We start from the raw sequence: 19,497 nt of genomic DNA, 5'->3' as shown, positions 1-19,497 counted from the left end.
TGCGGCCCGCGCTGACCGCTGCGGCCCGCGCTGACCGCTGCGGCCCGCGCTGACCGCTGCGGCCGTCGCCGGTCAGAGCGGTTCGGCCAACAGGGCCTCGGTGATCTTCTGGCAGTTGTCCATGCCGACCTGGTAGCCCTGCGCGACCGGGTAGCGCAGCATCACGCCCATCGTCCAGGTATCACCGATTGCCAGGCAGTTGACGTGGTTCTCCTGCTCGCGGGTGCGGTCGACCCAGCCGTTCTTGATGGCGATGGTCTCGCTGACCGCCGACGGGAACACCTTGCGGATGCCGAAGTCGCCGGCGCCCCGGACCGACCGCATCTCCTCAAGGAGCCAGTCCGTCCACTCCGGGCCGGCGGCCCTGCCGTCGGCGATGCACTCACCGAGCCGGGCGGTGTCCCGCGGGGACAGCTCGGTCCGGCTCCAGCCGCCGTCCTCCGCGACGTTGCTGTCGGTCAGCTCGCAGTGGGACAGCAGGCGTTCGATGGTGACGGACCCGCCGAGGTTGTTGTAGAACTCCTGGGTGCGGGTGTTGTCGCTGTCCCGGATGATCTTGGTGGCGTCGGCGAGTTCGGTCTCGGTCGGGGTCCGGCCGGCCTCCACCGTGCGGCGCAGATAGTCGGCGACGATCCAGGATTTGATCATCGAAGCCGTGGTGCTGGTCTCGGCCATGTTCTCCGAGCCGATGATCTCACCGGTACGGCGGTCCAGCACACTCCAGGCGTACCAGCCGTCGATGTCCAGGCTGGTGAGATCGTTCGCTGCGAAGGGCAGCGGTTCGAGGGTCGGGCTCGGTGATGGCGTCGGCTGGGCCTGCTCTTCACGGCCGTCGGACTGCTCCTGCGCTGGGCCTTCGCCCCACCGGGCCGTGGCCGCCGACTCGAAGGGCGACCCGGGTAGCAGGCGGAGGGAGACCAGTACGAAACCGATCAGGATGGCCGTGATCGCGGCCAGCTTGAGCAGTGAGGTGCCGCCCTGCTGTGCGTCGGGCTGGCTGGCCATCAGAGGGCCCCGGTCGGCTGCTGCGGCACCTTCAGGGCGGCGCCGGGCTGCGGGGTGACGAGCTGGGTGGCGACGCTCGCGCAGGTCTGGGCGCCGTAGTCGAGCCCGCTCTGCTGCGGGTAGCGCATCATCACGGCGAGGCTCCACCGGTCGTTCACCGCGAGGCAGTTGACGTGCCAGTTGCCGTCGTAGTTCAGCGCCGTCCACCCGTTCTTCATGCCGACCGGGCCCTGGCTGGTGATCGACTCGGGGAGGCCGTCAACGATGCCCCAGCGGCCGCCGCCGGAACGCTCCTTCTGGTCGTCGGCGGCGGTCGTACCGCGAACCTGACTCATCTCGTCCAGCAGGAACTCGGTCCACGTCGGCCCGGCGGCCGTGCCGTCGGCGATGCAGTCGCCGAGCCGGACCGCGTCCCGGGGGGACATCTGGGTGAAGCTCCACCACCCGACGTAGCCCGGCACGGTGCCGGGTTTGGTGTCGGTGAGGCCGCAGGTGCTGATCATCCGGTCGATGGTGGCCGACCTGCCGACCTCCCGGTAGAGCAGGTTCGCCGCGTCGTCGTTGCTGTCCCGGATCGCGGTGGTGATGGCCTCGCGCATCGTCGTCGAGAGCGACTCGTCACCGAGCTGGTTCAGGTAGTCGGCGGCGAACCACACCTTGATCATTGATTCGGTGGAGCTGGTGTCGGTGCGGTTCTCCGCACCGGAGATCGTGTCGGTCTGGCGGTCCATCAGCGCCCAGGAGAAGAACTCGCCCTCGAAGGGCACGGACACCGGCGCGTCGGCCAGGGTCGGCGGCGGGGGTGCGGAGGGGGTGGGCGTGGGGACGCTCGCCTCGGAGTCGGTGCCGCCGTCGTCGAGGCGGGCGTACGCAGCGGGAATGATCAAAGCAATTCCGAGGACCACCGCCAGGACGGCTAGCAACCGGGGACGCATAACTGGGTGAACTCCAGATGTCGGGGCCAGGGGGCCGGCTCGCAGGGCCGGGGGAGGGATCGGCGCGGCCGAGGCGGGGGCGGCCTCGGTTACGTAAACGATCGCCGGCAGCAGGTCGGTGTGACCGCGGGGAAGTCTACGTCTGGATCTGCGCCGTGCCGAGGCTCGCTCGCGGCGAAGGCGTGTCATAGGTGGCGGGAGGTGCAGACAGCGCCCGCTTTCTACCCCTTTTTGGTGGTTGATTGTGACTCGGCTCATAAGGGCTGGTGGGTGCGGGGTTTTCGCCTCCGGCCGGAAAGCTGTTACACCCCCTAGAGATTGGTGTGTCGAGCTGTAACACTTGAGGTATGTATGGGAATGACTTCCCCGCCGACGACACCTCCAGCGGCCTGCTCGGCGAGGTCGAGGCGGCCGAGCTGGCGCTGCGGGAGGCGGCCGAGCGTGGGCGTGACGGTGCCGCGGGCGCGGATCCGGCCGCCTACTTCGCCGAGGTCATCGCCGCCGACCAGAAGGTCGAGCCGCGGGACTGGATGCCGGAGGCGTACCGCGCGACCCTGATCCGGCAGATCGCCCAGCACGCCCACTCCGAGATCATCGGGATGCAGCCGGAGGGCAACTGGATCACCCGTGCCCCCTCCCTCAAGCGCAAGGCGATCCTGCTCGCCAAGGTGCAGGACGAGGCCGGCCACGGCCTCTACCTCTACGCCGCCGCGGAGACCCTCGGGGTCAGCCGGGACGAGCTGGTTGACCTGCTGCTGGCCGGCCGGCAGAAGTACAGTTCGATCTTCAACTACCCGACCCTCAGCTGGGCCGACATGGGCACGATCGGATGGCTGGTGGACGGCGCGGCGATCGTCAACCAGGTGCCCCTGTGTCGCTGCTCGTACGGGCCGTACGCGCGGGCGATGATCCGGATCTGCAAGGAGGAGTCGTTTCACCAGCGGCAGGGGTACGAGCTCCTCCACACCCTCGCCCACGGCACCCCGGCCCAGCGGGAGATGGCGCAGGAGTCGGTGAACCGCTGGTGGTACCCGTCGCTGGCGATGTTCGGCCCGCCGGACACCGACTCCACCCACTCCGCCCAGTCGATGGCCTGGAAGATCAAGCGCTTCTCCAACGACGAGCTGCGCCAGCGGTTCGTGGACATGTGTGTGGGCCAGGCCGAGGTGCTCGGCCTCACGCTTCCCGACCCGGCGCTGTGCTGGAACGACGAGCGCGGCGGCTACGACTTCACCCAGCCCGACTACACGGAGTTGATGCGGGTGATCAAAGGGGCGGGTCCGTGTAACCGGCAGCGGATGGAGCACCGTCGTCGGTCACACCGGGAGGGTGCCTGGGTCCGGAACGCCGCCGCCGCGTACGCGGTAGAGCAGGCGAGCAAGAAGGAGAAGGTGGCGTGAGCGAGTACAGCGAGCCGACCAGCCAGCCGGGTGGGGCTTCGCCGGCGCCCCTCTGGGAGGTCTTCGTCCGGGCCCGGCGCGGGCTGGCGCACACCCACGTCGGCAGCCTGCACGCGGCCGACGCCGAGCTTGCCCTGCACAACGCCCGGGACCTCTACACCCGGCGACAGGAGGGGGTGTCGATCTGGGTGCTGCCGGCCGCCGCCATCACCGCGTCGAGCCCGGACGAGAAGGATGCCTTCTTCGACCCGGCGGCGGACAAGGTCTATCGGCACCCGACCTTCTACGAGGTGCCGGAGGGGGCTGCTCACCTGTGACCGCGCATGTCGAACAGACCGTGCCGGGGGCCGAACAGACCGTGCCGGGGGCCGTGCAGGCCGCGCCGGAGTCGGTCACCAAGCGCTTCGAGTTCGTCCTGGGCCTCGCCGACGACGCGCTCGTCGCGGCCCAGCGGCTGGCCGAGTGGTGCACCCGCGGGCCGGAGATGGAAGAGGACATCGCCCTGGCCAACATCGCCCTCGACCAGCTTGGGGCGGCTCGCCTGCTGTTGACCTACGCAGGCGAGCTGGAGGGAGCCGGACGGGACGAGGACGCGTTGGCGTACCGGCGCGACGACCGGGAGTTCCGCAACTGCCTCCTGGTCGAGCTGCCCAACGGTGACTTCGCGGTGACCATGGCGAAGCTGCTCTTCCTGGCGGCGTACCAGGTGCCGCTCTACACCGCGCTGGCCGACTGCGGCGACGAGCGGCTGGCCGCGATCGGGGCGAAGGCGCGCAAGGAGTCGGCCTACCACCTGGAGCACGCCTCGTTGTGGGTGCGGCGGCTCGGCGACGGCACCGACGAGTCGCACCGTCGGATGCAGGCGGCGGTGGACGAGGTCTGGCCGTACCTGCACGAACTCTTCACCCCGGACCCGGCCGCGCCGGTCGACCCGGCCACCCTGCGGGCCGACTTCGACTCCGTCGTGTCCAGTGTGCTCACCGAGGCCACGTTGACGGTGCCCGAGACCTCCTGGACGCCGGCTGGCGGCCGGAACGGCGTGCACACCGAGCACCTGTCGTACCTGCTCGCCGAGCTGCAGGTGCTGCACCGCGCGCATCCCGGAGCGTCCTGGTGACGACCGCCCAGGCTGCGGTGGCCGCGGTGGTGGACCCCGAGCTCCGGGTGATCACCATCGAGGAGCTCGGCATCCTGCGGTCGGTTGCCGAGGAGCCGGCCACCGGCCGGGTGGTGGTCACCATCACCCCCACCTACACCGGTTGCCCGGCGATGGAGGCGATCCAGGCCGACATCCGTCGCGCGCTCGCCGCCGCCGGCCACCCGCAGGTCGAGGTCCGTACCGTCTACACGCCGGCGTGGAGTACCGACTGGATCACCGAGGCGGGGCGGGCCAAACTCGCCCGGGCCGGCATCGCCCCACCCGGTCCCGTCCGCCCCACCGGCCCGGTACCGCTGACCCTGACCGTCCGCTGCCCGTGGTGCGGATCCCCGGAGACCGAGCAGATCAGCCGCTTCGGTTCGACCGCGTGTAAGGCTTTACGGCGCTGCCGATCCTGTACCGAACCCTTCGACCACCTGAAGGCACTGTGACTGTCACGATCACCCGACCGACCCGTCGTCGGCCGGTCTTCCACCCGCTGCCCGTGGCCACCGTCGACCGGCTCACCGCCGACGCGGTGGCGGTCACCTTCGCCGTACCGGACGAGCTGTGCGCGACCTTCGCGTTCGCGCCCGGCCAGCATCTGACCGTGCGTCGGACGACGGAGCCGGGCGAGGAGGTACGGCGCTCGTACTCGATCTGTTCGACGCCCCAGGAGCTGGCCGAGCGGGGCGTGCTGCGGATCGGGGTCCGGGAGATCCCCGGCGGCGCCTTCTCCGGGTACGCCTGCGGGGCGCTACGGGGCGGGGACACCGTCGAGGTGCTGCCGCCGCTCGGTCACTTCACCACCGCGCTGCACCCGGACCGGGTACGCGCCTACGCGGCGGTGGCCGCCGGCTCCGGCATCACCCCGGTGCTCTCCCTGGTTGCCACGGCCCTGGCCGTCGAGCCCGCCAGCACCTTCACCCTGGTGTACGGCAACCGCGCGGCGAACACCGTGATGTTCGCCGAGGAACTCGCCGACCTGAAGGATCGGTACCCGACCCGACTGCACCTGGTCCACGTGCTCTCCCGCGAGCAGGGCGAGTCCCCCCTGCTCTCCGGCCGCATCGACGCCGAGCGGCTGGGCCGGCTGCTGGACACCATCGTGCCGGGCGAGGCGATCGAGGAGTGGTTTCTCTGCGGCCCGTACGGGCTGGTGACGGACGCCCAGCGAGTGCTGGCGGCCCGGGGTGTCCCGGAGGCCGCGGTGCACGCCGAGCTTTTCCACGTGGATGCGCCCCCGGAGCCGGTCCGTCGCCCCGAGCACCAACCGACGGCGGGTACCGAGGTCACGATCGTCCTGGACGGGCGGTCGTCAACGGTGACCATGGGCCGGGCGGATCGGGTGCTGGACGCGGCGCTGCGGGTCCGCGCGGAGCTGCCGTACGCGTGTAAGGGGGGAGTCTGCTCGACCTGCCGGGCGAAGGTCGTGGCCGGCGAGGTGACGATGGCCCGCAACTACGCGCTGGAGCCGGACGAGCTGGCAGCGGGTTACGTCCTGACCTGCCAGTCCAGCCCGACCACCGATCGGCTCACGGTTGACTACGATGCCTGAGCCCACCGGGCGGGGCCGGCCGTGGATGGTCGGCCACCCGGGCGGCGGCGGGTTGACGGCCGGAGAGCTCACACCGCCGGTGGCCGCTCGTCACCGGTCGGGCCGGGGCGACGTAGGCTCGGGAGCGTGACGGTGAGCCGGGAGATCAACGACATCCTGCAACGCGGCGCGGACGGCGGGCGGATCACGCCTGAGGAGGCCCTGCTGCTCTACACCGAAGCGCCCTTGCACGCGCTGGGTGAGGCGGCCGACGCGGTACGGCGCCGGTGGTACCCGGACAACATCGTCACGTACCTGATCGACCGCAACATCAATTACACGAACGTCTGCGTGACGGCGTGCCGGTTCTGCGCCTTCTACCGCGCGCCCAAGCATCGGGAGGGCTGGACCCACCCGACGGAGGAGATCCTGCGCCGCTGCGGTGAGGCGGTCGAGCTGGGTGCCACCCAGGTGATGCTGCAGGGTGGGCACCATCCCGACTACGGGGTGGAGTACTACGAGGAGCTCTTCTCCTCGGTAAAGCGGGCCTACCCGCAGCTCGCCATCCACTCGATCGGCCCGAGCGAGATCCTGCACATGGCGAAGGTGTCCGGTGTGGGGCTGACCGAGGCCATCACCCGGATAAAGGCGGCCGGCCTGGACTCGATCGCGGGCGCCGGCGCCGAGATGCTGCCGGCCCGGCCGCGGAAGGCGATCGCGCCGTTGAAGGAGTCCGGTGAGCGCTGGCTCGAGGTGATGGAGCTCGCCCACCAGCAGGGCGTCGAGTCGACCGCGACGATGATGATGGGCACCGGGGAGACCGCCACCGAGCGGATCGAGCACCTCCGGATGATCCGCGACGTGCAGGACCGGACGCGGGGTTTCCGGGCGTTCATCCCGTGGACCTACCAGCCGGAGAACAACCACCTCAAGGGGCGGACCCAGGCCACCACCCTGGAGTACCTGCGGCTGGTGGCGGTGTCCCGGCTTTTCTTCGAGACCGTGCCGCACCTCCAGGCGTCGTGGCTCACCACCGGCAAGGATGTCGGTCAGCTCGCGCTGCACATGGGGGTTGACGACCTGGGCTCGATCATGTTGGAGGAGAACGTCATCTCCTCGGCCGGAGCGCGGCACCGGTCGAACCTGCACGACCTGATCGGGATGATCCGATCGGCGGACCGGATCCCCGCTCAGCGGGATACCCACTACCGGCGACTCGCCGTGCACCGCACTCCCGCCGAGGACCCGCGGGATGACCGGGTGGTGTCGCACTTCTCGTCGATCGCCCTTCCCGGCGGCGGCGCCGGGAAGACGCTGCCACTGGTTGACGCCGGCTGAGGTGGCTGGCCGGCGCCACCCGCGGATGAGGGTTTCCACGGGTGGGCCGGACGGTCCGCGGCTGTGGGCCGTAGGTATCGACCTCGATGGCCTGTTCGCTGATGTGACGGTCCCCGTTGTGGATGACAAAGCCCGCCAGCCCGGACATTCCCCCGGCGTGGCGGCGCGGGGTTACGTCAGCCTGCCCGCACAGTGGGCTAGCCAGGGTGATCGTCGCCCGCTAATGTCCCGGCCCGGTGCTTCGGGTCCGGCGAGCTGCCCGGGCCGGCCCGTCCCGATCAAGGGTGGCGGGCCTCCGCTCGTTTTCGAATTCGTGTCCCTAACCCTCGGGGGGATCGATGATGTTGCTCCACCGTCCGTCGCTGGCCCGGGTCGGGGCGGTCGCCCTGCTCGTCGCGGCCGGCAGCATCGGGGTGTCCGCTCCGGCGCACGCCGCCGACCAGGCCGACCTGGCATTGATCCCGCTCAGCTACGAGCTGGCCAAGGGCGTCGAGGAGGCCAGGGCCAAACCCTTCAAGATCCAGATTGACAACACCCGTGGCACGGCCGACGCGAAGTCCGTGCGGGTGACCGTCGAGACGGCGAACCTCAAGGAGCACAAGGTCGGCGTGGTCGTCCCGGCGGGCTGCGAGGCCGCCGGCACCACGTTCAGCTGCCTGCTCGGCGATCTACCCGCTGGCACCACCGAGGACTTCGGCATCCCCCTCTTCTCCCTCGGCAAGCGCGGTGACGCTGGTCATCTGGTCGTCACCGTGACCTCGGCCACCGCCGATCCGGTCTCGGCGGACAACAAGCTCGAGCACCGCATCAGGGTCGCCAAGCCCGGCTACGACCTCACCAGCTGGGTACAGGACGTCTACGCCGACGTGGAGGTGGACGGCGACGACAGCGGTGAGCCGGCCCGGACGCCGGTCCTGCCCGGCGGGACCGCGCCGCTGGACTGGGCCGTGTACAACCACGGCAGCCGCTCGGCCACCGGTATCGCGTACGGGTTCACCCTGCCGGCCGGCGTCGACTTCGCCGAGTTGCCGGCGGGCTGCACCGAGTCGGGTCTCGACGGCCCGGCGCAGGTGCACTGCACCGACCCCGGCGCGGTACTGGAACCCGGCGAGTTCTACACCGCACCGGCGCGGGTGCGGGTGGGCGCGGACGTGACCGAGTCGGTGCTCCGCCCGGGCTTCCTCTACTCGGTGGGTCTCGATCTCGCCTCCGGTGCGCCGGCGGCGGCGCCACGTACCGCCTCCGAACTCCAGCTCCGGACCTTCGCTGAGGTTGACCCCGGTGACGGGATGGCCCAGTTCGACGTCTTCGTCGGCTTCTCCGCGTCCCCGGAACCGACCCCCACCCCCACCGGGGAGCCGACCGGTTCGCCGAGCCCGACCGCCACGGCGGCCCCGGACGGCTCCGGTGGTGGCGGCGGCCTACCGGTCACCGGGATGCAGGTCGGTCTGATCGGTGGCGTTGGTGCGGCCGTCCTGCTGGCCGGTGCGGCGCTGCTGCTGCTCTCGCGGCGGCGGAAGGTGGTCCTGGTGAACCCGGGACAGGAGCGGGACACCGACTGACCCTGGTCAGCGGCGAGGGGGCGGGGCGGCTCGACGGCCCCCGCCCTCGTTCCGTGGGCCCCGGCGCGGATGGCCTGGTAGGGGGCCCTCCCGGCGGGAGGTGCGACGGCTGGCACAGTGGAGGGGTGAGTACGTCTCAGGGCCAGCGCGCCAGCCTGGACAAGCAGCCGCATGAGGTCGCCGCGATGTTCGACGGGGTGGCCGCCCGCTATGACCTGGCGAATACCGTTCTCTCCTTCGGGCAGGACCGGTCCTGGCGGCGGGCGACCCGGGCCGCGCTGGGCCTGCGACCTGGCGAGCGGGTGTTGGACGTGGGTGCCGGCACCGGCGTCTCGACCGGGGAACTCGCCCGTTCGGGGGCGTACGCCGTCGGCGCGGACCTCTCCCTGGGCATGTTGGCCGCGGGCCGGCGGACCCGCCCCGAGGTGCCCCTGTTGGCCGGGGACGCGCTGCGGTTGCCCTTCGCCGATGCCAGCTTCGACGCGGTGACCATCTCCTTCGCGCTGCGCAACGTGCAGGACACCGCGGCGGCGCTGCGCGAGCTGGCCCGGGTCACGAAGTCCGGCGGCCGGCTGGTGGTCTGTGAGTTCAGCACCCCGGTCAACCCCGCCTTCCGCACGATCTACCTGTCGTATCTGATGCGGTCGCTGCCGGCGGTGGCGCGGTCGGTGGCGAGCAGCCCGGACGCGTACGTCTACCTGGCGGAGTCGATCCGCGCGTGGCCGGATCAGGCGGCGCTGGCGGAGCTGATCGGGTCGGCGGGCTGGGAGCGGGTGGGCTGGCGCAATCTGACCGGCGGCATCGTCGCGCTGCACCGTGCCTTCCGGCCGTGACGGCGGCGCCCGTGCCTCGGGTGGGCCGGCCGCCAAAACGGCGATTCGTGCCGAAGTGCGCTGCCACCCCGCCCCTGCCGCCGCTGACCGGCAGGTTTCTCGTAAGTTAGGTGCCCCTAATATGCGGCCGGCAGCTGGCCGGTCATAGACTCCATACCGTCTGGCTTGTGAACGTTTTCACGAGCGTGCGGGAGGGGAGGTGCGGATGACCACGGAGAACGACGCCGAGGTGATCGTCGTGGGCGCGGGCCCAGGTGGTTCGGCGACCGCGTACCACCTGGCCCAGCACGGCGTCCGAGTCTTGCTGCTGGAGAAGACCGAGTTCCCCCGGGAGAAGGTCTGCGGCGACGGGTTGACCCCGCGCGCGGTGCGCCAGCTGCTGCGGATGGGCGTGGACACCTCGGTCGAGGCGGGCTGGGTGCGCAACCGTGGCCTGCGGGTCGTCGGCGGTGGCCTCCGGCTCGAGTTGGACTGGCCCGACCTGGCCAGCTTCCCCAACTACGGCCTGGTGCGTCCCCGGCTGGACTTCGACGAACTGCTCGCCCGGCGCGCCGTCGCCGCCGGTGCCGAGTTGCGCACCGCGGTGGAGGTCACCGCCCCGATCTTCGATCGTGCCGGCCGGGTGGTCGGGGTGGAGGCGGCAGTCGGACCGGAGCAGGAACCGGCCACCTTCCGGGCGCCCCTCGTGGTCGCCGCGGACGGCGTATCCGGCCGCTTCCCGCTCGCCCTCGGGCTGGCCAAGCGGGATGACCGGCCGCTCGGCGTGGCGGTCCGGCGGTACTACCGCTGCCCGGCCAAGCATGACGACAACTACCTCGAGTCCTGGCTGGAGCTGCGCCGCAAGGGCAGCGACGCGCTGTTGCCCGGCTACGGCTGGATCTTCGGGCTGGGCGATGGCCGGGTGAACGTCGGGCTCGGCGTCCTGAACTCCTCCTCCGCCTTCGGTAAGACGAACTACCGGCGGTTGCTCACCGACTGGCTGGCCAACACCCCCGAGGAGTGGGGGATCGCCGACGAGGCCAACGCCGAGGGGTCGATCCTCGGCGCGGCGCTGCCGATGGGCTTCAACCGGGTGCCGCACTACGCCCGCGGCACACTGCTCGTCGGCGACTCCGGCGGCATGGTCAACCCGTTCAACGGCGAGGGCATCGCGTACGCGATGGAGTCGGGGGAGCTGGCCGCGGAGGTCGCGGTGCAGGCGCTCGCCCGTCCGGCCGGCGTCGAGCGGGAGCGTGCGCTGATGGCGTACCCGGCGGAGCTGAAGGCCCGGTTCGGCGGCTACTACCGGCTCGGCGGCATCTTCGTGAAGCTGATCGGTCGCCCCGAGATCATGCGGGCGGCCACGAAGTACGGACTGCCGCACCCGATGTTGATGCGCTTCGTGCTCAAGTTGTTGGCCAACCTGACCGACCCGCGCGACGGGGATGCGATGGACCGGGTCATCAACGCGATGACGAAGGCGGCGCCAGCTGTGTGACGCGGTCTGGATCGCGGTGTGTTTTGACCCCGCCGGCAATCGCCGATCGGGATGTGAATAGTGTGATATTTGTCCAGCATCGAGGGCAGGGAAGGACGAGCAGGAGAAACGATGTCGCTCTCGCCTTACATACCGATCATCGGGTTGTTCGCCCTCGCCGCGGCGTTCGCGCTGTTCTCCGTGGCAGCCGCCCGCCTCGCCGGCCCGCGCCGTTACAACCGGGCCAAGCTCGAGGCGTACGAGTGTGGAATCGAGCCGAGCCCGCAGCCGGTCGGCGGCGGCCGGTTTCCGATCAAGTTCTACCTGACGGCGATGCTCTTCATCGTCTTCGACATCGAGATCATCTTCCTCTTTCCCTGGGCTGTCTCGTTCGATGCCCTGCCGATCTTCGGCCTGGTGGAGATGGTCCTGTTCATCGTCGCGGTCTTCGTCGCGTACGCCTTCGTGTGGCGGCGCGGCGGCCTGGACTGGGACTGAGGAAGGAACCGTAGATGGGTATCGAGGAGAAACTCCCCGCCGGTGTCCTGCTCACCTCGGTGGAGAAGTTCGTCAACTGGTCGCGTAAGTCGTCGGTCTGGGGGGCCACCTTCGGCCTCGCCTGCTGCGCCATCGAGATGATGGCGGCCGGCGGACCGCACTACGACATGGGCCGTTGGGGCATGGAGGTCTTCCGGGCCTCACCCCGGCAGGCCGATCTGATGATCGTTGCCGGGCGGGTGAGCCAGAAGATGGCCCCGGTGCTCCGGCAGATCTACGACCAGATGGCCGAGCCCCGCTGGGTGCTGTCGATGGGCGTCTGCGCCAGCAGCGGGGGCATGTTCAACAACTACGCGATCGTCCAGGGCGTTGACCACGTCGTGCCGGTGGACATGTACCTGCCCGGCTGCCCGCCGCGGCCGGAGATGCTCATCGACGCGGTCCTCAAGCTTCGCGAGAAGATCATGCACGAGCCCCTCGGTCCGAACGGCCGCAAGATGGCGGAGGCCCGCAAGGCCCGCGGTGACGTGCCGGTCGTGCCCTACGGGTCGATGCCGTCGTCGTACCGCAGTGACAAGGCCCGCCGCGCCGAGTGGACGAAGGCTGTCCGCGAGGGCCGCGAGGAGCAGCTGCGGATCGAGAACTGGATGAAGGCCCAGCCCCACCTGCAGCAGTACGAGGGGTTGAAGAAGTGACTGAGCTTGCGAGCCCCGCGGTCGTGAACGGAGGGCCGGTGACATGAGCGCACCCCAGGACAGGACGGACGACGGCGGCGTGCCGGTACCGGTGACCCCGGCCGGGGCCACCGGCGGCGCTCCGGCCGAGCTGCCCCCGTCGAGCCCCGCCGGGCGCGGGATGTTCGGCGACCAGGGCACCGGTGACGTCTCCGGCTACGGCGGGCTGGTCCGCCCGCAACGGCCGATCGAGGCGGCCACCCGGCCGTACGGCGGCTACTTCGACGAGGTCACCGACGCGCTGGAGGAGGCGTACCCGGCCTTCGGCGAGGCGATCGAGAAGGTCGTGGTGGACCGGGGTGAGCTGACCCTGCACATCCGCCCGGAGCGGATCGCCGAGGTGTGCCAGGTGATGCGGGACGACCTCTCGCTCCGGTTCGAGCTCCTCTCGTCGGTATCCGGGGTGGACTACCTCGGCGCCGACGCCCGCCGGCTGCACGTGGTCTACCAGCTGACCTCGATGACCTACCGGCGTCAGGTGCGGCTGGAGGCGGCGGTCTCCGCCGAGGAGCCGCACCTGCCCAGCGTGACCAGCGTCTACCCGACCGCAGACTGGCAGGAGCGGGAGGCGTACGACATGTTCGGCGTCATCTTCGACGGTCACCCCGGTCTGACCCGGATCCTCATGCCGGACGACTGGGAGGGCCACCCGCAGCGCAAGGACTATCCGCTGGGTGGTGTGCCGGTCGAGTACAAGGGCGCCGAAATCCCGCCACCGGACCGCCGGAGGTCGTACCAGTGAGTGAGCTTGCGAGCCCGGTCGCGAACGGAGGGCAGGGACGGTGAGCGCGAGGAGTGAGCTTGCGAGCCCCGCAGTCGTGAACGGAGGGCAGGGACGGTGAGCGCGAGGAGTGAGCTTGCGAGCCCCGCAGTCGTGAACGGAGGGCAGGAAGAGTGAGCGCGTCCAACTACGCCACCGAGCGGGAGACCGCCGAGGGCAAGGTCTTTACCGTCACCGGCGGGGACTGGGATGTCGTCCTCTCCGGCACTGACCCGATCAACGACGAGCGGATCGTCGTCAACATGGGTCCGCAGCACCCGTCCACGCACGGGGTGCTCCGGCTGGTTCTGGAGCTGGAGGGCGAGACGGTCCGCGAGCTCCGCTCGGTCGTCGGTTACCTGCACACCGGCATCGAGAAGAACATGGAGTTCCGGAACTGGGTCCAGGGCTCGGCCTTCGTGACCCGGATGGACTACCTCGCCCCGCTGTTCAACGAGACGGCGTACTCGCTGGCGGTGGAGAAGCTGCTCGGCATCGAGGAGCAGATCACCGAGCGGGCGACCACCATCCGGGTCCTGATGATGGAGCTCAACCGGATCTCCTCGCACCTGGTCTGGGTGGCCACCACGGCCATGGAGCTGGGCGCGATCAACATGATGCTCTACGGCTTCCGGGAGCGGGAGTACGTCCTGGAGATCTTCGAGCTGATCACCGGGCTGCGGATGAACCACGCCTACGTCCGCCCGGGTGGGGTGGCGCAGGACGTGCCGGACGAGGCGATCACCAAGATCCGTGACTTCTTGAAGCTGATGCCGAAGAAGCTCGCGGAGTACGAGAAGATGCTCTCCGGTCAGCCGATCTGGCTGGAGCGGACGCAGAACGTCGGGGTGCTCGACGCGACCGGCTGCCTCGCGATGGGCGTGACCGGCCCGGTGCTGCGCTCCGCCGGCCTCGCCTGGGACCTGCGCAAGACGATGCCGTACTGCGGCTACGAGACGTACGAGTTCGACGTGCCGACCCACACCGACGGTGACGTCTGGGGCCGGTACCTGGTCCGGCTGGCCGAGATTCGGGAGTCGTTGAAGCTCGTCGAGCAGGCGGTGGACCGGCTTCGGCCGGGCCCGGTGATGGTGGCGGATCGGAAGATCGCCTGGCCGGCGCAGCTCGCCATCGGAGTCGACGGCATGGGTAACTCGCTGGAGCACGTGGCAAAGATCATGGGCCAGTCGATGGAGTCGCTGATCCATCACTTCAAGCTCGTCACCGAGGGTTTCCGGGTCCCGCCCGGCCAGGTGTACGTGGGCATTGAGGCGCCCCGGGGCGAGCTGGGTGTGCACGCGGTCTCCGACGGGGGGACCCGGCCGTACCGGGTGCACTACCGGGAGCCGAGCTTCGTCAACCTCCAGGCCCTGCCGGCGATGGCCGAGGGCGGCCTGATCGCGGACGTGATCGCCGGTGGCGCCTCGCTGGACCCGGTGATGGGTGGGTGTGACCGGTGAGTGACGCAGTCGCGAACGGAAAGGGGGCACCGATGACCGTGTTTTCCGAGGAAACCCGGGCGCGGGCCCGGGAGATCATCGCTCGGTATCCGGCCGATCGGTCCCGCTCGGCGTTGCTGCCGCTGCTGCACCTGGTGCAGTCGGAGGAGGGGTATGTCTCCCCGGCCGGCATCGCGTTCTGCGCCGAGGTGCTGGGGCTGAACAAGGCCCAGGTCGGTGCGGTCGCCTCGTTCTACACGATGTACAAGCGGCGGCCGACCGGCGACTGGCTGGTCAGCGTCTGCACCAACACGATGTGCAACGTGCTGGGTGGCCAGGAGGTGTACGACGCCCTGGTCGAGCACCTCGGTGTCGGGCACGAGGAGACCACGGACGACGGCACGATCACCCTGGAGCACGCCGAGTGCCTGGCGGCGTGCGACTACGGACCGGTGATGACGGTCAACTACGACTTCTTCGACAACGTGGACCCGAAGACGGCGGTCGGCGTGGTCGACGAGCTGCGGGCCGGTAACCGGCCGACCCCGAGTCGTGGGGCTCGGCTCTGCCAGCTGAAGGAGATGTCGGTGCAGCTCGCCGGCTTCGCCGACGAGCGCGAGGGCGCGGTCGCCGACGGGGGCCCCGGCGAGCCGACCGTGCGCGGGCTGCGGCTGGCGCAGGAGCACGGCATCGCGGTCACCGGGTTCGACCCGAACACGCCGATTCGCAGTAAGGCCGAGGCCGAGCAGGCCGCCGCCGAGGCGAAGGCGAAGGCCGAGGCCGCCAAGCCCGCCGCCGCTTCGGCTGGCGCGGCCGAGGAGAGCCGGCCGGCCGGTTACGCCAAACCCGCCAGCGACGCCAAGCCCGCGGGGGACGAGGCGCCGGTGAAGGAGCGCTCGTTGAAGGACGCAGCGGCGGGCATGGGAGATGCGGCCGGGAACGAAAGGGGCGCCGACCAGTGACCACTCCTCGGCCGGAGACGCTGGCCAAGCTCACGCCGGTGCTCACCAAGCGCTGGCTGTCACCGGATGCCTGGCGGATCGGCACCTATGAGCGGCTGGACGGGTATGCCGCGCTACGCAAGGCGTTGGGTGCCCACCCGGACGACCTGATCCAGCTGGTCAAGGACTCTGGGCTGCGCGGTCGGGGCGGCGCGGGCTTCCCGACCGGCCTCAAGTGGGGGTTCATCCCGCAGGAGCCGGACGGCAGGGCCCCGACCCGACCGCACTACCTGGTGGTCAACGCGGACGAGGGCGAGCCGGGCACCTGCAAGGACCTGCCGCTGATGACGCACGACCCGCACTCCCTGATCGAGGGTGTGATCATCGCGTCGTACGCGATCCGGGCCAACCGGGCCTACATCTACATCCGCGGCGAGGCGGTGCACGCCGCCCGCCGGCTGCGCCACGCGGTGCAGGAGGCGTACGCCCGGAACTACCTCGGTAAGAACATCCTCGGCAGCGGCTTCGACCTGGAGCTGGTGGTGCACTCGGGGGCCGGGGCGTACATCTGCGGTGAGGAGACCGCGCTCCTGGACTCGCTGGAGGGATTCCGCGGCCAGCCCCGGCTGCGCCCGCCGTTCCCGGCGACCCACGGTCTGTACGCCAGCCCGACGGTGGTGAACAACGTCGGCACCATCGCCTCGGTTCCGTATCTCGTGCTGGGGGGTGCCGCCTGGTGGCGGAGCATGGGCACGGAGAAGTCCTCCGGGCCGATGATCTACTCGCTCTCCGGCCGGGTCGTGAACCCGGGCCAGTACGAGTGCTCGATGGGGGTCACGCTCCGCGAGCTGATCGAGCTGGCCGGCGGCATGCAGCCGGGGCACTCGCTGCGGTTCTGGACGCCGGGCGGCTCGTCAACGCCGCTGCTGACCGCCGACCATCTGGACGTGCCGCTGGACTTCGAGGGAGTGGCGGCGGCGGGGTCGATTCTCGGCACCACGGCGACGCAGATCTTCTCCGACCAGGACTGCCCGGTCTACGCGACGTACCGGTGGTTGGAGTTCTACCACCACGAGTCGTGCGGCAAGTGCACCCCGTGCCGGGAGGGCAACTACTGGATGGTCCGGGTCTACCGCCGGATCCTCTCCGGCCAGGGCACCCAGGAGGATCTGGACACGCTCCTGGACACCTGCGACAACATTCTCGGCCGCTCGTTCTGCGGCCTCGGTGACGGTGCCACCAGCCCGGTGACCTCCTCGCTGAAGTACTTCAAGCAGGACTACCTCGACTATGTCGAGGGCCGGACCGCACCGAAGCTTTCCGACAAACAGTTGGTGGGAGCCCACTGATGACGGACGTAGCCAAGCAGACCGAGACGGTCACGCTCACCATCGACGGTATCGAGGTCACCGCCCCCAAGGGGGAGCTGGTGATCCGGGTGGCCGAGCAGATGGGCGTCGAGATCCCTCGGTTCTGCGACCATCCACTGCTGGCCCCGGTGGGGGCCTGCCGGCAGTGCCTGGTCGAGGTGGAGGGGCAGCGCAAGCCGGTCGCCTCCTGCACCCAGGCCGTCGCGGACGGCATGGTGGTGAAGACGCAGCTCTCCTCCCCGGTCGCCAAGAAGGCGCAGGAGGGGATGATGGAGCTGCTGCTCGTCAATCACCCGCTCGACTGCCCGATGTGCGACAAGGGCGGTGAGTGCCCGCTGCAGAACCAGGCGATGTCGACCGGCCGTACCGACTCCCGGTTCCACGAGCACAAGCGTGAGTACGAGAAGCCGCTGGAGATCAGCACGCAGGTGCTGCTCGACCGCGAGCGGTGCGTGCTCTGCCAGCGGTGCACCCGGTTCTCCGAGGAGATCGCCGGCGACAAGTTCATCGACCTGATGAACCGCTCGTCGGCAGAGGAGATCAACATCTACCGGGACGAGGCGTACGGTGACTCGGAGAGCGAGGACGGCGACGTGCCGTTCAACTCGTACTTCTCCGGTAACACCGTCCAGATCTGCCCGGTGGGGGCGCTGACCGGCGCGCAGTACCGCTTCCGCGCCCGCCCGTTCGACCTGGTCTCCAGCCCCAGCGTCTGCGAGCACTGCTCGGCCGGCTGCGCCCAGCGCACCGACTGGCGGCGGGGCAAGGTGCTGCGGCGGCTGGCCGGCGACGACCCGGCGGTCAACGAGGAGTGGAACTGTGACAAGGGGCGCTGGGGCTTCCAGTACGCCCGCGCCACCGACCGGCTGACCACCCCGCTGGTCCGGGACGAGCGCACCGGCGAGCTACGCGAGGCCTCCTGGAGCGAGGCGTTGACGGTCGCCGCCGACGGGCTGCGGGCCGCCCGCGACGGTGGGTCGGGTACGGCGGTGCTCACCGGCGGTCGGCTGACCGTCGAGGACGCCTACGCGTACGGGAAGTTCGCCCGGATCGCGCTGCAGACCAACGACCTCGACTTCCGGGCCCGGCCGGTCTCCCGCGAGGAGGCCGACTTCCTGGCCAGCTCGGTCGCCGGAGCCACCGATGTCAGTTACGCCGACATCGAGCAGGCGCCCGCGGTGGTGCTGGTCGGCCTGGAGCCGGAGGAGGAGTGCCCAATCCTCTTCCTGCGGCTGCGCAAGGCGCACCTGAAGAAGAACCTGACGGTCTACGCCATCGCGCCGTTCGCCACCCGTGGTCTGGAGAAGCTCGGTGCCAAGCTGGCCCGGGTGGTGCCGGGCGAGGAGGCGAGTGTGCTCGCCGAGCACGCGACGGTCGCCGAGGCGCTCAGCCAGCCGGGGGCGGTCCTGCTCGTCGGTGAGCGGCTGGGCGCGACCCCGGGCGGGCTCTCCGCTGCGGCGGAGGTGGCCCGGCGTACCGGCGCCAAGCTGGCCTGGGTGCCGCGGCGCGCCGGTGACCGGGGCGCGGTGGACGCGGGCTGCCTGCCGAACCTGCTCCCCGGTGGTCGTCTGGTCACCGAGCCCGCCGCCCGCGCCGAGCTTGGCGAGGCGTGGGACGTGCCGGCCGGGACCATCCCGAGCCAGGCGGGCCGGGACACGGACGCCATCCTCGCCGCGGCGAGCGCGGGCGAACTCGGCGCGCTGGTCGTGGCCGGAGTCGACCCGGCGGACCTGGCCGACCCCCGACTGGCCGAGCAGGCGTTGGACACGGTGCCCTTCCTGGTCAGCCTCGAGCTGCGTAACAGCGCGGTGGCGCGGCGGGCGAACGTGGTCCTTCCGGTCGCCCCGGTGGTGGAGAAGGCGGGAAGCTTCCTGGACTGGGAGGGACGGCTGCGTCCCTTCGAGGCGGTGCTGAACACCGCCGCGATGACCGACGGCCGGGTGCTGGACGCGATCGCCGCGCAGCTTGACGTACGGCTCGGCACCGCTGACGTGCCGGCCGTCCGCCGCGAGTTGGGCGAGCTGCCCCCGACCCGGACCACGAAGCCGGCCCCGCCGACGGTGGCCCCGGCGGCGGTACCGCAGCCGGGCGCCGGCGAGGCGGTGCTGGCCACCTGGCACCAGCTGATCGACCTGGGCACGCTGACCGAGGGGGACGAGCACCTCGGCGGTACGGCCCGCCCGGCGGTGGTCCGGCTGGCCCGGAGCACCGCGGAGTCGATCGGTGTCGCCGATGCGGACGCGGTGACCGTCGGCACCGAACGCGGCGGCGTGACCCTGCCGGTGGTGGTGACCGAGATGCCGGACGGCGTGGTCTGGCTGCCCACCAACTCGCCCGGATCGACCCTCCGCCGCAGCCTTGGCGTCGCGGCCGGCGCGGTGGTGCGGATCTCCGCCGGTACGACCGGCTCGACCGTTCCCCCGCAGTCCGACGCCCCGGTCGCCGCCGACGTGACCGACCGCCCGGGCCCGCTCCTCAACTCCGGCGGTGTCCAGTGAGGGTGGGGAGAGCACGAGTGGGGCGGGTCAGCCCCGCAGTCGCGACCGAAAGG

General features: G+C 70.6%; 18 protein-coding genes. 16 read left to right on the top strand and 2 right to left on the bottom strand.

Going from position 1 to position 19,497, the window contains the following annotated elements:
* Nucleotides 1-72: 72 nt before the first annotated feature.
* Nucleotides 73-1,005: a hypothetical protein gene (locus H0524_RS05190; protein WP_180197580.1), complete on the bottom strand. Its 933-nt coding sequence runs from the start codon at nucleotides 1,003-1,005 to the stop codon at nucleotides 73-75.
* Nucleotides 1,005-1,940 carry a serine hydrolase gene (locus H0524_RS05185; RefSeq protein ID WP_180197579.1) on the bottom strand — a complete coding sequence of 312 codons (936 nt, stop codon included), beginning with the start codon at nucleotides 1,938-1,940 and terminating at the stop codon, nucleotides 1,005-1,007. Before H0524_RS05185 ends, H0524_RS05190 begins: the two co-directional genes overlap by 1 nt.
* A 347-nt stretch (nucleotides 1,941-2,287) precedes the next feature.
* Here H0524_RS05185 and paaA point away from each other — a divergent pair, with 347 nt between their 5' ends.
* From paaA to H0524_RS05105, 16 genes are all read left to right on the top strand, one after another.
* Nucleotides 2,288-3,340, top strand: a complete 1,053-nt coding sequence (paaA, locus tag H0524_RS05180; RefSeq protein WP_180197578.1) for a 1,2-phenylacetyl-CoA epoxidase subunit PaaA — start codon at nucleotides 2,288-2,290, stop codon at nucleotides 3,338-3,340.
* Nucleotides 3,337-3,657 carry a 1,2-phenylacetyl-CoA epoxidase subunit PaaB gene (gene paaB / locus H0524_RS05175; RefSeq protein WP_018222449.1) on the top strand — a complete coding sequence of 107 codons (321 nt, stop codon included), beginning with the start codon at nucleotides 3,337-3,339 and terminating at the stop codon, nucleotides 3,655-3,657. Before paaA ends, paaB begins: the two co-directional genes overlap by 4 nt.
* A complete protein-coding gene (gene paaC, locus H0524_RS05170; RefSeq protein ID WP_375371988.1) occupies nucleotides 3,654-4,457 on the top strand; it encodes a 1,2-phenylacetyl-CoA epoxidase subunit PaaC in 804 nt (267 codons plus the stop codon). The genes paaB and paaC overlap by 4 nt, the downstream gene beginning before the upstream one ends.
* The gene (gene paaD / locus H0524_RS05165; RefSeq protein WP_180197577.1) at nucleotides 4,454-4,930 is read left to right on the top strand and encodes a 1,2-phenylacetyl-CoA epoxidase subunit PaaD; all 477 of its coding nucleotides are present in this window, start codon (nucleotides 4,454-4,456) and stop codon (nucleotides 4,928-4,930) included. The genes paaC and paaD overlap by 4 nt, the downstream gene beginning before the upstream one ends.
* A complete protein-coding gene (gene paaE / locus H0524_RS05160) occupies nucleotides 4,927-6,036 on the top strand; it encodes a 1,2-phenylacetyl-CoA epoxidase subunit PaaE (RefSeq protein WP_180197576.1) in 1,110 nt (369 codons plus the stop codon). Before paaD ends, paaE begins: the two co-directional genes overlap by 4 nt.
* Before the next feature lie 126 nt (nucleotides 6,037-6,162).
* Nucleotides 6,163-7,353, top strand: coding sequence for a cyclic dehypoxanthinyl futalosine synthase (gene mqnC, locus H0524_RS05155; protein WP_018217179.1), 1,191 nt, complete (start codon nucleotides 6,163-6,165; stop codon nucleotides 7,351-7,353).
* A 338-nt stretch (nucleotides 7,354-7,691) separates the two neighbouring features.
* The gene (locus tag H0524_RS05150) at nucleotides 7,692-8,915 is read left to right on the top strand and encodes an LPXTG cell wall anchor domain-containing protein (protein WP_180197575.1); all 1,224 of its coding nucleotides are present in this window, start codon (nucleotides 7,692-7,694) and stop codon (nucleotides 8,913-8,915) included.
* A gap of 125 nt (nucleotides 8,916-9,040) precedes the next feature.
* Nucleotides 9,041-9,748 carry a demethylmenaquinone methyltransferase gene (locus H0524_RS05145; protein ID WP_180197574.1) on the top strand — a complete coding sequence of 236 codons (708 nt, stop codon included), beginning with the start codon at nucleotides 9,041-9,043 and terminating at the stop codon, nucleotides 9,746-9,748.
* Between the two features lie 205 nt (nucleotides 9,749-9,953).
* The gene (locus H0524_RS05140) at nucleotides 9,954-11,225 is read left to right on the top strand and encodes a geranylgeranyl reductase family protein (protein WP_018727605.1); all 1,272 of its coding nucleotides are present in this window, start codon (nucleotides 9,954-9,956) and stop codon (nucleotides 11,223-11,225) included.
* Between the two features lie 111 nt (nucleotides 11,226-11,336).
* Nucleotides 11,337-11,702 carry an NADH-quinone oxidoreductase subunit A gene (locus H0524_RS05135; protein WP_018217175.1) on the top strand — a complete coding sequence of 122 codons (366 nt, stop codon included), beginning with the start codon at nucleotides 11,337-11,339 and terminating at the stop codon, nucleotides 11,700-11,702.
* A 14-nt stretch (nucleotides 11,703-11,716) separates the two neighbouring features.
* A complete protein-coding gene (locus H0524_RS05130; RefSeq protein ID WP_018217174.1) occupies nucleotides 11,717-12,397 on the top strand; it encodes an NADH-quinone oxidoreductase subunit B family protein in 681 nt (226 codons plus the stop codon).
* A 43-nt stretch (nucleotides 12,398-12,440) separates the two neighbouring features.
* Nucleotides 12,441-13,178 (top strand): NADH-quinone oxidoreductase subunit C, encoded by a 738-nt coding sequence (locus tag H0524_RS05125; protein ID WP_018727604.1) that lies wholly within the window; start codon nucleotides 12,441-12,443, stop codon nucleotides 13,176-13,178.
* Nucleotides 13,179-13,330: 152 nt separating this feature from the next.
* Nucleotides 13,331-14,656 carry an NADH-quinone oxidoreductase subunit D gene (locus tag H0524_RS05120; protein ID WP_180197573.1) on the top strand — a complete coding sequence of 442 codons (1,326 nt, stop codon included), beginning with the start codon at nucleotides 13,331-13,333 and terminating at the stop codon, nucleotides 14,654-14,656.
* Nucleotides 14,657-14,688: 32 nt separating this feature from the next.
* Nucleotides 14,689-15,597, top strand: a complete 909-nt coding sequence (gene nuoE / locus H0524_RS05115) for an NADH-quinone oxidoreductase subunit NuoE (RefSeq protein ID WP_180197572.1) — start codon at nucleotides 14,689-14,691, stop codon at nucleotides 15,595-15,597.
* Nucleotides 15,594-16,925 (top strand): NADH-quinone oxidoreductase subunit NuoF, encoded by a 1,332-nt coding sequence (gene nuoF / locus H0524_RS05110; RefSeq protein ID WP_018222460.1) that lies wholly within the window; start codon nucleotides 15,594-15,596, stop codon nucleotides 16,923-16,925. The genes nuoE and nuoF overlap by 4 nt, the downstream gene beginning before the upstream one ends.
* Nucleotides 16,925-19,444, top strand: coding sequence for an NADH-quinone oxidoreductase subunit G (locus H0524_RS05105; protein ID WP_180197571.1), 2,520 nt, complete (start codon nucleotides 16,925-16,927; stop codon nucleotides 19,442-19,444). Before nuoF ends, H0524_RS05105 begins: the two co-directional genes overlap by 1 nt.
* Nucleotides 19,445-19,497 lie beyond the last annotated feature (53 nt).

It is taken from the genome of Salinispora sp. H7-4, assembly GCF_013416675.1.
GTDB classification, from domain to species: Bacteria; Actinomycetota; Actinomycetes; order Mycobacteriales; family Micromonosporaceae; genus Micromonospora; species Micromonospora vitiensis.
This window is presented reverse-complemented; position numbering and strand designations above follow the sequence as displayed.

Excerpts from the sequence above, each read along its gene's own strand:
- H0524_RS05190 (WP_180197580.1), bottom strand. The coding sequence starts at position 1,005 with ATGGCCAGCCAGCCCGACGCACAGCAGGGCGGCACCTCACTGCTCAAG.
- H0524_RS05185 (WP_180197579.1), bottom strand. The coding sequence starts at position 1,940 with ATGCGTCCCCGGTTGCTAGCCGTCCTGGCGGTGGTCCTCGGAATTGCT.
- paaA (WP_180197578.1), top strand. The coding sequence starts at position 2,288 with ATGTATGGGAATGACTTCCCCGCCGACGACACCTCCAGCGGCCTGCTC.
- H0524_RS05150 (WP_180197575.1), top strand. The coding sequence starts at position 7,692 with ATGATGTTGCTCCACCGTCCGTCGCTGGCCCGGGTCGGGGCGGTCGCC.
- H0524_RS05140 (WP_018727605.1), top strand. The coding sequence starts at position 9,954 with ATGACCACGGAGAACGACGCCGAGGTGATCGTCGTGGGCGCGGGCCCA.
- H0524_RS05135 (WP_018217175.1), top strand. The coding sequence starts at position 11,337 with ATGTCGCTCTCGCCTTACATACCGATCATCGGGTTGTTCGCCCTCGCC.
- H0524_RS05130 (WP_018217174.1), top strand. The coding sequence starts at position 11,717 with ATGGGTATCGAGGAGAAACTCCCCGCCGGTGTCCTGCTCACCTCGGTG.
- H0524_RS05125 (WP_018727604.1), top strand. The coding sequence starts at position 12,441 with ATGAGCGCACCCCAGGACAGGACGGACGACGGCGGCGTGCCGGTACCG.
- nuoE (WP_180197572.1), top strand. The coding sequence starts at position 14,689 with ATGACCGTGTTTTCCGAGGAAACCCGGGCGCGGGCCCGGGAGATCATC.
- H0524_RS05105 (WP_180197571.1), top strand. The coding sequence starts at position 16,925 with ATGACGGACGTAGCCAAGCAGACCGAGACGGTCACGCTCACCATCGAC.